This window comes from Psychrobacter fulvigenes (assembly GCF_904846155.1).
Lineage (GTDB): Bacteria > Pseudomonadota > Gammaproteobacteria > Pseudomonadales > Moraxellaceae > Psychrobacter > Psychrobacter fulvigenes.
The window spans coordinates 1398736-1414322 of the sequence record NZ_CAJGZP010000001.1 but is presented as its reverse complement, the minus strand read 5'-3'; the positions used below and the strand labels follow the sequence as shown (position 1 = coordinate 1414322).

Sequence of the window (15587 nt, the reverse complement as noted above, 5' to 3'; positions counted from 1 at the left end):
TTAACTGCTGTTATTGATCAATAATTATCACTGTTAAAAACATAGAAAAGGGGCTAAATATTAATATTTAGCCCCTTTTTGTTTTAGCTGAGTGGTTGGCTAGATCAGACCTGCCGATTTCTCAGCCGCTTCAACCGTTTGACGAATCAAGGTATTGATGGTCATCGGCCCTACGCCGCCTGGTACTGGCGTATAGGCACTAGCGATGTTTTCTACGCCGCGCATTTCGATATCGCCGACACCGCTATCATCCGTTGGATGGAAGCCTGCATCGATGACGACTGCGCCTTCTTTGATCCAGTCTGCTTTGATGAGCTCTGGCACGCCTACCGCTCCAACGACAATATCAGCACGCTTGATATACTCAGCCAAATCTTGGGTTTTTGAATGACACATAGTCACTGTGCAGTTGGCATTCAGGAGCATCATCGCCATCGGCTTACCTAAGATAGGACTACGCCCTACCACCACTGCCTGCTTGCCAGCAAGCTCGATATCATGATGCGCTAATAAATGCATGATGCCTTGCGGGGTACATGAGCCATAGGCTGACTCCCCCATACTCATGCGTCCAAAGCCCAAGCAAGTCACGCCATCCACATCTTTTGCAAGGTCAATCTGCTCAAAACAAGCGCGCTCATCGATATGGCTAGGTACTGGATGCTGGAGCAAGATTCCATGTACGTCTGGGTTATTATTAAGCTCGTCTATCTTAGCCATAAGCTGCTCTGTGGTCGTCGCGCTTGGCATTTCTACTCGAATAGAATCCATACCGACGCGTTTACAGGCATTGCCCTTCATACGCACATAAGTGGCAGAAGCGGGATCTTCACCGACCAATATCGTAGCAAGGCTTGGTGTGCGTCCAGTCTTTTCTTTGATGGCGTCCACGCGTGTGCGCAGTAGCTGTTCTATTTGTTTAGCAAGTGCTTTGCCGTCCAAAACGGTAGCGGACCCATGGGCAGTCGACATAGTAACTCCAATAGAGAAAGCGATAAAAAAATATGAATAGCGCTGACAGGTTTTTTAGCTAGAAATAGCTATGTATCGGCATGCAAATATGTCTTTACATACATGAATATCAATCGATATATTGATCATAATAATATCAATATATAACCATTAACAGCACCAAATTAAACATGCGTATTGTACCTGTCTAGCCGCCAAAAGCCTAGTATTCAATATGATTTAAGCAAAAACATACCCAGAAACCGACCTACTTTATAGATACCTTCAAGCGAATATTATTATTTTAATATCGTTATTTTTAAGCATTCAAATGACGGTGCGATTCAGTTTGAAAACTAATAACCCAAGAGATTTGAGATTAAGCTGGTAATACGTTACCCTTATTATCCATAAATGTTACACATGTTTAACATAGTTGTAGTTTTATTGATGAACTCAATAGATCTTACTTCTTATGTATCAATTGCAGTTGGCCAATTACTTTTGCCAATATGCCTATCAAGATCAACCAGCATCCACATCGTAATGAATGCTGGTATGCAGTCATTATCGCGACATGCAAATGCATCGTTTGTCAGCATCATGGCAATGCCATTATCAAACGCTAGCCATAGACTGCGCCTATAGTTTGGTACATAGCTGTACCAGCGCATCACGCTTATTAGATTTCACGCCAATGATTGGCTCTAATAACTGATAGTTAATAAGGCCAGTTGATAATGCAAATTTTGCCACTCTCGATAGCGATAGACTGCTGATTCAATCATCAAGAGCTGAGATTATATTTGATGATGTCAGCTTTTTATAGTTAACAATAGCGAGGTATCAATTTGAAAACTGAGTCATTGTTCCAATTCTCAGCGCTAACTATTATTTTATTATTGTTAGCGTTTTATGGTGGTACATACTTACTGTCCTTATTGATTAAAAAAGACAAGGAGACCACCTCTGGATTTATGGTAGCAGGTCATGGGGTCGGTTTCGGTATGGGCGCGGCCAGTATGACAGCCACTTGGATCTGGGCGGCGTCCTTTTATGCAGCGGCCACATCTGGATACAAATATGGGGTATCAGGGCCGATTCATTATGGTTTTTGGGGCGCCTTGATGATTTTATTCATCTATCCATTTGGTAAGCGTTTTCGAGAGCTTGCACCCAATGGACACACATTAGGCGAACTCATCAATGCTCGCCATGGATCATCAAGCCAATTAATTTTAGCAGTATCTAACCTTATGGGCAGCTTAATTAGCTTGATGGTCAACTTCACTGCAGCTGGTGCATTGGTATCCGTACTATCCCCTCTCTCCTTCCAAACTGGTGTGATAGTCGCAGGCGTTGGCGTGCTTAGCTATACATTAACCTCAGGCTTCCGTGCCTCTGTCTTTACTGACTTTGCGCAGCTTATAGCCCTGATGGCAATTGGCGCTATCATTATTCCGTTGATATTGTTTTCGATGGGCGGTCCTTCAGCGATGGTTAGCGGACTACCCAATCTCACCCTGCAGCAGCAGGATTTCTTTTCATCTGAAGCGTTTTTTCAACAAGGAGCGCCTTATTTTGTCGCGGTATTGGCTTATGCCATTGGTAACCAAACCATTACTCAGCGTTTATTTGCCATTGAAAAGACGAAGATTAAATCCACCTTTCTAACAGCCACTGTCGGTTACGCTGGCATTGTCATTGGTTTGGGTATGATTGGTCTCATGGCGCTGACCGTTGGTATCGAACCCCTGAATGGCGATATGAACAACTTGATACCACAGATGGTGAGTACTTATTTACATCCAGTATTTATTGGACTGTTTTTCATTTTGGTGATTGGCGCGCTATCATCGACAGCCGATTCTGATTTGTCCGCACTGTCAACGATTATGATGGCTGATATCTATGGTAAAAATATCGCCAAAGGTCGGGTGAAACCCAAAACAATGATACTTGTTGGTCGTACGACCATGATTGTTGCTACTGTTTTAGGTTTGATATTTGCCAGCTTCAAGCTTGATATTTTGGTCATGCTGGTATTTGTCGGTGCCCTATGGGGTGCTGTGGTCTTCCCTGTGATTGCCAGTGTGTTCTGGAATCGTGTGACCAATGTTGCTTTTACCTCCTCTGTGATTGTCGCACTGATTTTCTTTTGTATTGCTCGTTTTGAGCTCATACCAATCACTGGTTTTACTGCTTTATTCTTTGAAGTTATGGCAAGTGTCGGTGCGGCTGTCGTCATCGGTCTGATGGTGTTTGGTTTCTTGGGTCGTAAGATAGGCATGCTTGCCGCTGCCATCACTTTGATATTGATGCTCATCTATGCGACAGGGTTTTTACGTCAATACATGGTCTTGGTCGCTTCTTTGACCGCTTATGGCGTAAGTACGATTGTTTGTGTCGTGGTCAGTCTCATGGGAGATGAGCACTTTGACTTTGACTTGATTAAACAGCGGGTGGGCAATTATGACAAACCAAAAGCAAACCTAGGATCAAAAACCAATGCCTAACTCATTTGTCATTCTCATCTGACCAATACTATATAAGGAGCTAATATGGATAATGTGTTTATATACGGATTGTACATTTTAATTTGGCCTGCACTCACATTGGCCGTGTTGATACTTATCTGCACCGCAACTTACCGTGATGTAAAAAAGGCCCGCCGCCAAAATAAGGACATTGTTTAATCTTTATCTTGGTTGCAATCTTTATAAGCATAAGCATCGTCACGAAGTATTATTTTAGTGGTAATGCGTTTAGTGGTGATGCGTTTTTAAGTAAGGCCACGCTGACCAAAATAACGTGGCCTTATGGTTTGTACCATTATCTAGCAGTAGGCGTTAAAAACAGTAAGCATAAAATATCAATTTTCAGTGTTTTTATGATGGCTAAGTACCCTTAGCGTGCTTAAAAACGCCTGTTTGCTAAAATAACTTGGTTTTGACTAAAAAATGACTTGTAATTTAAATTATCTTTGCTAATATAGTCCACCTTGATTGGCTGGATGGCAGAGTGGTCATGCAGCGGACTGCAACTCCGTTAACGCCGGTTCGATTCCGACTCCAGCCTCCAATTATTTATTAACTTTACGTTAATTTAGGCTTGCATTATTAGCGTAACCGCTTATAATAGCGGCCACTTATCTAGTGACTAGATGGTCTATCAGCTAGTTTACATTAAAGATAAAACAAGTTTTGCCCGGGTGGTGAAATTGGTAGACACAAGGGATTTAAAATCCCTCGCTAGCAATAGCGTGCCGGTTCAAGTCCGGCTCCGGGTACCATTATAGTAGTAAAGAAACACCGCAAATCGTTATGATTTGCGGTGTTTTTCTTTGTGTAAGCTATCAAAATATTCAGTCTAAACGTCATGCTAAGAGGCGATTAAATCAAAAATATACCTGCTATGCCTAAACCATCCTATGGCGCTTAAAATTCTCAGCCTGCTCAAATATCTCTTTATAGACCTCTTTTGAATCAACTGGCGGATAGCCCCACTCGTCAAGCAATACCATTAGATCAAACTGTAGCTCGGCTCGGATATCCTCTTTTTTGTTCCAGTCAGTGTATTTAGCTTTTTCATCTATGAGTTTTTTCACTTCTTTGGACAGCTCAATCAGCTTGTCTTCGGGATAGGTAAAATCGTATTTATGCGCCAGTGACAGCAGAATGTCATAAAATGCCTTTTCTTCAAAGTCGATACCCATTTCACCAAACGACGCCATCTCTTCGCGCAGCTCGTGATACAGCTTTATGATCTCATCAGAGAAATCGCCAATGACTTCAGCGCGTAGTACATCTTGCTCGTCACGGTCGTTATATTTCTCAACCAAGGCATTCATCTTCTTACTGAAATCGACGCCCTTCACCTTGTTGGTCTTTTTCAGCTCACCAATGGCTTTAGCCAGTAGCTGCTGTAGCAGCTCCAGCTTGGTGTTGGGCTGTTTAATCACCTCAAGCTTGGCTAGGTAGTCTTCATCGAAGATATCAATCTCACCATCGCTGTTATCACCAAGCTTAAAGATTTCTTCAACGCCATCACTCAGCAGCGCGTCTTTCACCAAGTCATGTACCTTTTGGTTCATCTGCTGGGCGTCAGGCGCGCCACCAGTAGTGATTTTAAAGATGATGGTACGAATGGCTAGGTAGTAATGAATCTTGTCCTTGTGCGCCTTTGTGAGCTCACTGCTACCGACGCAAATATCATAGGCAGACTTCAAACGCTTGGCCAAATCCATAAAGCGTTTTTCTAGCTTTTTGGATTGCAGCGCGAAGTCTGCCGCCGCGTTCAAGCAATTGAGCTGCTCTAATGGCGTACCGTTGAAGTACAGGCTGGAGTCAAACTTATGATAGACGGTATCGAGTAGGTTTAAATGGTCTTTGACCACCACCACTGACTTTTGGATATCTTCTAGGTTTTGAATCTGACCGCCAGTGTAATGTGAGAGCGCCAAGTTCATCTGTTTTTTGATGCCGATATAATCAACCACTAAGCCGCTCTCTTTGCCTTCAAACTTACGGTTGACCCGTGAGATGGTTTGAATCAGGCTATGCTTTTGCAAAGGTTTATCAATGTAGATGGTATCGAGAAAAGGTACGTCAAAGCCTGTGAGCCACATATCAACGACGATGGCGATTTTAAAGTTAGACTTACCGTTTTTAAACTGACGGTCGAGCTCTTTACGGTAGTCTTTATTACCAAGATTATCCCACATGCCTTTTGCGTCATCCTTGTTACGAGTCATGATCATCTTGACGCGCTCCAACGGTTTAACTTTTTTCTTATCGCTTTCAGATAAGGTTGAGCCTTCCTCACATGCTCGTACCTCATCCCACTCAGGACGCAGCTCTATGATGTCTTTGTACAGCTGATAGGCAGCTTCACGGCTACTACAGACAAACATCGCCTTACCCTTTTGGGTGGTGCCCTCTTCTACTCGTGCTTCATAGTGCTGCACAAAGTCCTCGGCGATGGCGCGTATACGATCAGGGTCACCGAGTATGGTCGACATACTGGCCATGGTCTGTTTGCTTTTATCGACCTGATAAACACTGGCGCCTGACTCGACACTGTGCTGGTAATACTTCTCTACTTCATCAAGCTGCTTGCTATCAAGCAGCACTTTGGCAGCGCGACCTTCATAGACGATACGCACGGTGATTTCATCGAATACCGACTCAACCATGGTATAGCTGTCAACGACTGGACCAAACACATCAAGAGTGGCATCAATCGGTGTGCCCGTGAAGCCAACGTAAGTAGCATTGGGCAATGAGTCATGCAGGTACTTAGCAAAGCCGTAAGACTTCTTTACCCCGTCTTCGGTGACGGTGATTTTTTGCTGGAGATTGATTTGACTGCGATGCGCTTCATCAGAGATACAAATGACGTTACTGCGGTCGGTCAGCAGTTGCAAATCTTCGGTGAACTTATGAATGGTGGTTAGGAACACGCCGCCACTCTTACGCCCTTTTAGCTGCTCACGCAAGTGCGCTCGACTCTCGACACTGATGATGTTGTCATCGCCGATATAGGTCTTGGCATTGGTAAAGGTGTTGGATAACTGATCATCTAAGTCGGTGCGGTCCGTGATTAAGATGATGGTTGGGCTACCAAGCGCCGCGTCTTTCATTAGCAGACGTGCTAAAAACAGCATGGTAAAGCTCTTACCACAGCCAGTCGCGCCAAAGTACGTCCCGCCCTTGCCGTCACGTAAGCCATTATCGTCAATCAAGTTGCCATGACTGTCGAGCAACTTCATGTGCTGCTTGATATTGGCGTATAGCTTGGTGGCCGCATAATACTGCGGATAACGACAAACGATTTTTGCATCAAAGCTTGATTTGTCAGGTACGTAAATAAAATTACGGATGACATCAAGCAAGCGCGTTTTATCAAATAAACCGCTCATCATGGTCAATAAGGAGTGGATACCGTCTTTCTCTAACTTCTCATCGCCCGTGACTTTGCGCCAAGAGTAGTAGAACTCATAAGGCGCAAAGAATGAACCCATCTTTGAGTTGACCCCATCACTGATGACGCATAGGGCGTTGTATTTAAACAGCTCTGGAATATCGCGTTTATAACGGGTGGTTAGCTGGGTGTAGGCATCAAACATGGTGGCATCTTCACGGATGCTGCTCTTAAATTCAAACACCACCAGTGGTAAACCGTTGATATAAAGAATGCCATCAGGAATACGCAGCTCAAAGCCTTGTATTTCCATTTGACTCACGATGCGAAAGCGATTGTTATTGAGTGCCTCATAATCAATCAGCTGGATGTATAAATCTTTTTGGGTATAGTCTTCACGCTTGAGGGTAAAGCCATCAGCGACAAGCTTCATGATGGCTTTATTGGTGTCGTAAAGGTCTGAGGCAGGAAGGTATTCAAGCTTATGAATGATGGACTCAATCTCGTATTCTGTGATTAAGTCAGCTTTATAACGGGTCGTTAGAAACTGTCGAAGATCAGACTTAATGAGCACATCGTCAGGATTACGATTAAGTGCTTCACCAACGGTATGTGGATAGCCCTCGGCTGCTAGCAATTCAATAATGGCTTGTTCAAGTCGGTCTTCGGTGAATTTCATCGGTTACGCCTCTATTGATCAGCTCTCTAACGACAGCATGTTCATAATGAGTTTAATTAAGGTGTCTTTTTGATTGGGGTCAGACTCGGCAACCAATAACGTTAAGGCGGCAAGTCCCGTATCATTAATCACCATATTGCTCTCGCTGTCGAGCAAGCGGTTGTTGCGATACAAAAAATCCACAAACAAGAACGCGCCACTGCGTTTATTACCATCGGTAAAGGGATGGTTTTTGACCATAAAATACAATAAGTGCGCCGCTTTACTCTCAATGGTCGGATAAGCCGGCTCACCAAACACGGTTTGCTCTAAAGTCGCCAAGATACTGTCCAAGCCATCACCGCGCGGTTTGGCAAATAGCTCTGTCGCCTCGCCACGTTGCATCAATTGGGCTTTGAGATGATTTAGTGCCGCCATGGCATCAGCGGTGCTGGGCAATAGACCGCCTGTTTGTCCTGTTGGGTCGTTAAGCAGGCCTTCATCATAACGCTGTAGCCACAAAAAGGTCTGGGTATAGCGGCTGATAATCTCTATCAAGCCGCGTCCTTCATCGGTTTTTAGTTCAGGGCTTTGCGCGGTTTTTTTGATAAGGGCTAAAGCGTGCTTTAATTCGGCGGCATTTTTATCAAAGCGCTGCTCATTAATGGCGTAACCTTGCACGAGATACTCACGCAGGCGCTGGGTCGCCCATCGCCTAAATTGTACACCTTGAGGTGACTTGATACGGTAGCCAACTGAAATAACCACGTCTAGATCATAAAAGACCACGGGTCGATCAGAATTTGCAATATGCATTTTTTGCATATTGCTTTTTTCAGAGATTTCTTCGTCGCTCAAGGCATTGTTGATATGACGTGAAATCACGGACTGATCCCGACCAAACAGTGCCACCATTTGTGCCTGTGACAGCCATGCGGTTTCTTGCTCAAAACGGACATCTACCTGTGCTTGACCATTACGGCTTTGATATATTTCTATTGTCGCGTGGTTATGTTCAGTGTTTATGCTCATCTATACCTCCTTTGTCATGGCGTCAGCGTCGGGAATACGCAATTCACCTGACATTAATTTAGGTAAAAGAGTGTCGCGGAGTTTGATTAACTCTCTAGAAGAAAATAAATTTTGATACCACTTTTCAAAGATCGGATTTGACTGTCTTGCAAAAGCTTCTAATGTCGAACCAGATGGTTTAATAGTATAAGTTCGTTTCATGTCTTTTACGGTCACATGGCCAAGCCCTGTTGTCTGCTTATCCCTTGCAATCTCAGTAAAAACTGGCTTTAAACTTTTCAACAAGTAATAAATGAAAGTTTTGTCTTTGTCTTCATGTAATACGACATTGAAAATATGCTGATTCAACCATCCATCTCCACCAGTCCAAATAAACGTATCAATTGAAGTATCTGGATTTCCCGACCATGAAAAAACGATTGAACCATCACTGATGAAATACTTGTCAGCCATTTCTTGAGTAGTAAACTTAGTTTGTTGCGAAATACCGTTTTTGATTTCTGCGATCTTAATGATTGGTAAGCCTTCATTTTCATCGGAGAAAAATTTGCTTTTGAAAGACGAACCATTTATGAAATCTGCAATCTCATATATTGGTATAACAACCCAACCCTTCGGAATCCATCCCATTTCCTCAGTAAACTCAAACTCATCAGGGAATAAACTCTGAATATCTGAGTTCTCTTTTTTCTCAATGCCTTTACGTAGCTCAGCACGTTCGATAAATTCATCAGGAATGGCATTACCAGCTGCGAGCGCGTTATCAATAACTGGATCAAAATCCACAAACCAGCTTTTAAACAATGCCTGAGCCATCGCTTCTAGCGTTTCGTTCATTTGGCGGTTGAGTTCGATTTTGTCATCTAAAGAACCGAGGATATGAGCAATGGCTTTTTGTTCTGGAAGTGGCGGCAACTTAATTCTTGCATTCCTAACCATATCTAAAGTTAAGTTCTTCATTACACTGTCATAAGCATGATGAAGCAAAAATGGTCTGATATGTATTAATGAGTAGTAGAGATACTCACTAGTAATTCCGTCTAAGTTCTTTAAGACCTGCCATCCATCATGTATACAAGCAGTAATACCCATAAATTTAGGCAATCCTGCTGTTCCACTATTAGATAGTATTAAATCACCTTTCTCAACAATGACGCTTTTAGAAACCCCTTCAGGTTTTATGAATTGGTTTGTCTTGGTTATATATCTCGACTCATCTGCTGTTGCATCTGCAATTTTTACCCAAGGCATTCCTGTTATTTCTGATGTAAAATTAACAATGGGTCTTGGTGAAGAACCACGTCGAATCTCACATACTTCGCTTAAACTTACCCAATCACTCACCATAACCCAATACCTCCAAATTCTGACGAATAGTCGCATCTAGCTTTTCAGAAGCTTGCATTTGCTTATATAGCGTTTGGCTTAGCTCCAGCATTTTAGTCTCAAACGGGATGCCGTCGTCCTCTATTGCCGCAGCGCCGACATAACGCCCCGGTGTCAGTACATAGTCATTGGCTTTGATATCAACTAGACTTGCCGATTTGCAATAACCTGCTTCATCTGCGTAGGCTTCATAACCGCCTGCTTCCGCTTCACCGCGCCATGCATGATAAGTCTTAGCAATCGCCTCGATGTCATCAGTAGTAAATTCTTTATGCGTACGATCCACCATACTACCGATAGCACGCGCATCGATGAATAGCGTCTCACCGCTACGATTGCGCAGCCCTTTTGCTTTACTATCAGCGGAGGTGGCGGCTTTGTCTTTACTGATGAACCATAAGCACACCGGAATCTGCGTGGTATAAAACAGCTGACCTGGTAGCGCAATCATACAATCGACCAAATCGTTTTTGATGATTTGCTCGCGTATCTCACCCTCGCCACTGGTGGTGGTAGACATCGAACCGTTTGCCAATACGAAACCTGCCGTACCGTGCTCAGAGAGCTTAGATATCATGTGTAATATCCACGCATAGTTGGCATTGCCCGTCGGCGGTGTCGGATAGCCTGCCCAGCGTGGATCGTCGACCAGCTCATCAGGTGCGCGCCAATCCTTTTGGTTAAAGGGTGGGTTTGCCATGATAAAGTCGGCTTTGAGGTCTTCGTGCTGATCCTTAAAGAAGGTATCGGCAGCCACATCACCCAAGTTGCTAGCGATACCGCGAATGGCAAGGTTCATCTTGGCAAGTTTATAGGTCGTGCTGGTGTACTCTTGCCCATAGATAGAGACGTCTTTGGTATTGCCGTGATGACTCTCGATGAACTTGATGGACTGCACGAACATACCGCCCGAACCGCAGCACGGATCGTAGATTTTGCCTTGATACGGCTCAACCATTTCTGCAATGAGATTGACCACGGACTTAGGCGTATAGAACTCACCACCGCCCTTGCCTTCAGTTGCGGCAAACTTACCTAAGAAATACTCATACACGCGCCCGACGGTGTCCTCGGAAGGATTACCAATAGTGTCGATGTTATTGACCACATCAATCAAAGCGGCAAGCTTACTGGCCGTTAAGCCAAGACGAGAGAAGTAATTATCAGGCAATGCGCCCTTCAATGATTGGTTGGTCTTCTCAATGGTGCTGAGCGCCGTATCGATTTTGAGCGCGATATCTTCTTGCTTGGCATTCTGCTGGATAAAGCGCCAACGGCTCTCCTCTGGCAAGTAGAACACGTTATCCTTGGTATAAGCAGGCACCATGTCGATGTGCTTCTCATAGTCTGTATCGATGAGCTTTTGGCGCTGCTGCTCAAAGGTATCACTGATGAACTTTAAGAAAATCAGGCTAAGGACGATGTGCTTATATTCTGACGATTCGACGCTACCACGCAATTTATTAGCAGCATCCCAAAGGGCTTCTTCAAAGCGACCATCTTTGGCTTGGTCGTTCTTATTTGCAGGTGTTTTAGCCATGTTTCTTTAACTTCCTTCTTTTCTTAAATAAAAGTTTATGTCATTGCTTTGACTAAACTTTGACTATTATTAGATTGTTAGATAAATATGAGCAATGAGTGTGATTGTGGCGATACTTTGGCCACATATGCTATCAGCTATTTTTAGTATTTTCTTTACAGTAGTTCAAGAGTTAGCCAATCACACTCTATCAAATTGTTTTATATGTCAAGCAATGTTAATATTCCTTGCTAAAAATCACTGCTTTGTAAGTATACACCAGAATCTCAACGATTTTTAAGTCGTTACAAGGCGACCGACCGCAGATAGTACACTAAGTAAATCTAGAGCGGGTAACACCGTAGCGGTTTAAAAGTGCTCCGACTATATCTTGTGCGCGATAGGTTAATAACTCATTTCATCCATATTTTAGGAGAGCTTTTTTGAAAAAACTTTTGCCTTGGTTGGCGGGCTTGCTTGTTGTATTTGCAATCTACCTTTATACATCACCCTATATAGCGTTGAATAACATTAAAAATGCTGCTGTACAAGGAGATGCAGACAAGCTCTCGGGGTACATTGACTTCCCTAATGTGAAACAAAGTATGAAGGATCAAGTCAAAGCCGCCATGCTTAAGGAGCTTGCTGCAAGTGATGAGCAAGATGGCTTTGAAGCTTTGGGCACCATGTTAGCCACTGCGATGATAGACCCAATTATAGACAGTGTCGTCACACCCGACGGCGTTGCATTAATGCTTCAAGGGCAAAAACTAGATTTTGACTTAAATAATGACACGTCTGAAGATAAGCCTGAAGCCAAAAATGAGGATATTGATTATAAAGCCGGCTACCTGTCATTTAATCGATTCAAAGTTCAGATCTTTGATGATGTTGATAAAGAGTCATTAGATGTGATTATGCATAGAGACGGCCTTAGCTGGAAAGTCACAAGAATTGCCTTTCCGTTAGACTTAAACGATAAAGAGTCTAATAATACAGTCGAAGAACCATCTGTCGCTGACTTAGACTGGGCTGATGTAGAGGATGAAATATACAACACTGAAAATGATGAGTTTGAAGATGTCTTTCACGGCATTGTTGATAGTGAAGAAGTAGCTGATACTGGAAATAGTAATATCGACACTGATGGTTTTTATGATGAGGACGACTACAATAATGGTACAGGTGCCCACGCTGTACAAACAACCGGACCACTAACACCAGCACAAGCGGCCCGCATTGATTATCTCGTTGACAATGACATAGAAACATCACAAGACATGATAGATTTATTAAATGATTTCACGCTTGATGGTAGTCAAGAGGGTGAGTTACGTAAATTCATTATTGAACGTTCACGTTATGACGATGGGTATGATGGATTGAAAGACTGTCGTAACCCAGACTTAACAGAAGCAGAGTATATGAACAACCGTACTTAATAAATAGTTAATAGTTAATCTACAAACTAGATAACACCCGTAGTTGGCACATGATACATCTCACCCTCTCCATAAATCACCCAAAGCAATCCAACCGAAAGTGAGTATAGTCGATCCACTTTAAAACAAATACAGTGTTACTGGGATGAATTTTGTGCAGCACCGAACAGTGACGCAGTCGCACAGCAAGCAAGCAAGCAAGCAAGCAAGCAAGCAAGCAAGCAAGCAAAGAAAATTTATACCAGTAGCACGCCGTAAAAGCTGTACTCTTTTTATTTAGGAATCACTATATAAATACTACATTTTATCAGGATAGCTAACAGATGAGAGAACAACCATATACTAGAATTGACAACATCTGTTTATAAGAGCTATAGTCTTAAAGGCTATAGCTCTTATAAGGAGTTACTATCCATAGAGAATATTCTTTTTCTTAAGTGTATTAACTTTCTGTTTTGAAATGACACTCGCTGATATCAAAAGCTCACACTTTTCGATTCACTTCGAAAAGTATGCTATTTGGTGTTTAGTGAATTTTCACTGCTGCACATGAAGCTTAGCAATAGAGTAAATAAAAATAACCATGGAGAGGAATTTTATGACTACTCAAAAGCATGATAATGAGTTATCCGCAAGCCAACAAGTCACTAATTGGCTGCAAGGTTTTGATCAAGCCTTGCGCACAAAAGATATAGACCAAGCAGCTGAGTACTTTGAAGCCGAAGGGTATTGGCGTGATTTAGTTTCATTTACTTGGAATATCAAGACATTGGAGGGGCAAGATGAAATTAAAGATATGCTCTCGCATACCCTAGAAACGGCTGAACCATATAATTGGCAGCTTGAAGAAGATGCAGTAGAAAATGAGGGTGTTATAGAAGCTTGGATAACCTTCAACACCAAGGTGGCAAAAGGCTATGGACACTTACGTCTGCGTAATGGTAAAGCTTGGACATTATTAACCACTATGACCGAGCTCAAAGACTTCCCTGAAAAGCGTAAAAGATTACGTCCAAAAGGTGCTGAACATGGTGCTGACCCTGATCGTTTAACGTGGCAGGAAAAACGGGAAATTGAAGAAAAAAACCTCGGTTATAGCGAGCAGCCTTATTGCTTAGTTATCGGTGGTGGACAGGGCGGTATCGGTCTAGGAGCTCGCTTACGGCAACTCGACGTTCCGACAATTGTCATAGATAAGCAGCCTAGACCAGGTGATACATGGCGTAATCGTTATAAGTCATTATGTTTGCATGATCCTGTCTGGTATGACCATATGCCGTACCTCCCCTTCCCTGAGAACTGGCCAGTATTTACGCCAAAAGACAAAATTGGTGATTGGTTAGAAATGTATACCAAGGTTATGGAGTTAAACTACTGGGGATCAACTGAATGTATCAGTGCTGAATTCGATGAGGAGTTACAGCAGTGGAATGTAGAGGTTGATAGAGCGGGTGAACATTTAGTATTACATCCTAAGCAATTGGTTTTGGCGACTGGTATGTCAGGGTTGCCAAACATACCAGAAATTTCTGGTATGGAAGATTTTGCTGGAGAGCAGCATCACTCAAGCCAGCACCCAGGCGGTGAGGCTTATCGAGGAAAAAAATGTATCGTACTAGGTGCCAATAACTCAGCGCATGATATTTGTGCCGCCCTTTGGGAAAATGGCGCAGACGTCACTATGATACAACGTTCATCAACGCATATTATTAAATCAGATACTTTGATGGATGAGGTATTAGGGGGTTTGTATTCAGAAGAAGCAGTTGAGAATGGAATGACTACCTATAAGGCGGACCTGACCTTTGGTTCTATTCCTTTTAAAATCATGCCGCAATTTCATGAGCCTGTTTACCGTAAAGTAGCAGAGTTAGATGCTGACTTTTATCAAAAGTTAACTGACGCAGGGTTTATGCTCGACTTTGGTGAAGATCATACTGGTCTCTTTATGAAATACTTACGTCGAGGCTCTGGTTACTATATCGATGTCGGTGCTTCTGAGCTAGTAGCGGAAGGGAAGATAAAGCTTAAATCTGGTGTTAGTATTGATCACATTAAGCCGAAGTCAGTGGTGCTAACGGATGGCACAGAGCTAGAGGCAGATTTAATTGTCTATGCTACTGGATTTGGCTCTATGAACGGTTGGGCGGCAAAAACAATCTCACAAGAAGTAGCCGATAAAGTCGGTAAGTGCTGGGGGATGGGCTCAGATACCAAAAAAGACCCAGGCCCTTGGGAAGGTGAGTTAAGAGATATGTGGAAACCAACGCAGCAAGAGGCGTTATGGTTCCATGGCGGAAACTTGCATCAGTCGCGGCACTACTCTCAATACTTATCACTGCAACTTAAGGCCAGAATGGAAGGGATAGAAACACCTGTTTATGGTTTACAGGAAGCTCATCACTTAGAGTGAGCTGAACATCACTACTCTAAATAACGGACAAAAAATGGTAAGCATGATGGCCGCACTGGTTTGATTCAGTACGGCCATTTTTATTGGGTAAGCTATTATTAAGAATTGCTTTGCTTAACTTATGCGGACACCATTTCTATATCGTTTTTACTCTAAGCATATTTTTAATATAAGTTGGCACCATATCGGTATACTTCTCGCAATCTACCTAGACGAGAATAAAAGATGAGATTCATCAGCGCCTTACGTATACTTTAACCAAAA

9 protein-coding genes and 2 tRNA genes are annotated in these 15587 nt (G+C 43.0%); 6 read left to right on the top strand and 5 right to left on the bottom strand.

Annotated elements, in window-relative coordinates; translation table 11 throughout:
• Window positions 1-99: 99 nt before the first annotated feature.
• Window positions 100-972 (bottom strand): bifunctional methylenetetrahydrofolate dehydrogenase/methenyltetrahydrofolate cyclohydrolase FolD, encoded by an 873-nt coding sequence (gene folD / locus JMX03_RS06190; RefSeq protein WP_201595258.1) that lies wholly within the window; start codon window positions 970-972, stop codon window positions 100-102.
• 845 nt (window positions 973-1817) lie between these two features.
• Here folD and JMX03_RS06185 point away from each other — a divergent pair.
• The 4 genes from JMX03_RS06185 (at window position 1818) to JMX03_RS06175 (ending at window position 4243) form a co-directional block, all read left to right on the top strand.
• Window positions 1818-3467 carry a sodium:solute symporter family protein gene (locus JMX03_RS06185; RefSeq protein ID WP_320158309.1) on the top strand — a complete coding sequence of 550 codons (1650 nt, stop codon included), beginning with the start codon at window positions 1818-1820 and terminating at the stop codon, window positions 3465-3467.
• 45 nt (window positions 3468-3512) lie between these two features.
• Complete coding sequence (locus JMX03_RS15310; protein ID WP_227677745.1) at window positions 3513-3647, top strand: putative transporter small subunit; 135 nt, start codon at window positions 3513-3515, stop codon at window positions 3645-3647.
• Window positions 3648-3958: 311 nt separating this feature from the next.
• Window positions 3959-4032, top strand: a tRNA-Cys gene (locus tag JMX03_RS06180).
• 124 nt (window positions 4033-4156) lie between these two features.
• A tRNA-Leu gene (locus JMX03_RS06175) sits at window positions 4157-4243 on the top strand.
• Window positions 4244-4369: 126 nt separating this feature from the next.
• Here the strand turns inward: JMX03_RS06175 and JMX03_RS06170 are convergent.
• Genes JMX03_RS06170 through JMX03_RS06155 form a run of 4 tightly spaced genes read right to left on the bottom strand, consistent with a single transcriptional unit; the run spans window position 4370 to window position 11489 of the window.
• Complete coding sequence (locus tag JMX03_RS06170) at window positions 4370-7552, bottom strand: type I restriction endonuclease subunit R (RefSeq protein WP_201595254.1); 3183 nt, start codon at window positions 7550-7552, stop codon at window positions 4370-4372.
• A gap of 18 nt (window positions 7553-7570) precedes the next feature.
• On the bottom strand, window positions 7571-8563 hold the full coding sequence (rhuM, locus tag JMX03_RS06165; protein ID WP_201595252.1) for a virulence protein RhuM/Fic/DOC family protein: 993 nt from the start codon (window positions 8561-8563) through the stop codon (window positions 7571-7573).
• Window positions 8564-9910, bottom strand: a complete 1347-nt coding sequence (locus tag JMX03_RS06160) for a restriction endonuclease subunit S (RefSeq protein WP_201595250.1) — start codon at window positions 9908-9910, stop codon at window positions 8564-8566. It lies immediately after the preceding gene.
• Window positions 9900-11489 carry a class I SAM-dependent DNA methyltransferase gene (locus JMX03_RS06155; RefSeq protein WP_201595248.1) on the bottom strand — a complete coding sequence of 530 codons (1590 nt, stop codon included), beginning with the start codon at window positions 11487-11489 and terminating at the stop codon, window positions 9900-9902. The genes JMX03_RS06160 and JMX03_RS06155 overlap by 11 nt, the downstream gene beginning before the upstream one ends.
• A gap of 422 nt (window positions 11490-11911) precedes the next feature.
• Between JMX03_RS06155 and JMX03_RS06150 the strand changes: the two genes are divergently transcribed.
• Together JMX03_RS06150 and JMX03_RS06145 are read left to right on the top strand one after the other, a co-directional pair.
• Window positions 11912-12910, top strand: a complete 999-nt coding sequence (locus JMX03_RS06150) for a DUF2939 domain-containing protein (protein ID WP_201595246.1) — start codon at window positions 11912-11914, stop codon at window positions 12908-12910.
• Window positions 12911-13508: 598 nt separating this feature from the next.
• Window positions 13509-15323: an NAD(P)/FAD-dependent oxidoreductase gene (locus JMX03_RS06145; protein WP_201595244.1), complete on the top strand. Its 1815-nt coding sequence runs from the start codon at window positions 13509-13511 to the stop codon at window positions 15321-15323.
• The last annotated feature ends 264 nt before the right edge of the window (window positions 15324-15587 follow it).

Excerpts from the sequence above, each read along its gene's own strand:
- JMX03_RS06160 (WP_201595250.1), bottom strand. The coding sequence starts at position 9,910 with ATGGTGAGTGATTGGGTAAGTTTAAGCGAAGTATGTGAGATTCGACGT.
- JMX03_RS06170 (WP_201595254.1), bottom strand. The coding sequence starts at position 7,552 with ATGAAATTCACCGAAGACCGACTTGAACAAGCCATTATTGAATTGCTA.
- JMX03_RS06145 (WP_201595244.1), top strand. The coding sequence starts at position 13,509 with ATGACTACTCAAAAGCATGATAATGAGTTATCCGCAAGCCAACAAGTC.
- JMX03_RS15310 (WP_227677745.1), top strand. The coding sequence starts at position 3,513 with ATGGATAATGTGTTTATATACGGATTGTACATTTTAATTTGGCCTGCA.
- rhuM (WP_201595252.1), bottom strand. The coding sequence starts at position 8,563 with ATGAGCATAAACACTGAACATAACCACGCGACAATAGAAATATATCAA.
- JMX03_RS06155 (WP_201595248.1), bottom strand. The coding sequence starts at position 11,489 with ATGGCTAAAACACCTGCAAATAAGAACGACCAAGCCAAAGATGGTCGC.
- folD (WP_201595258.1), bottom strand. The coding sequence starts at position 972 with ATGTCGACTGCCCATGGGTCCGCTACCGTTTTGGACGGCAAAGCACTT.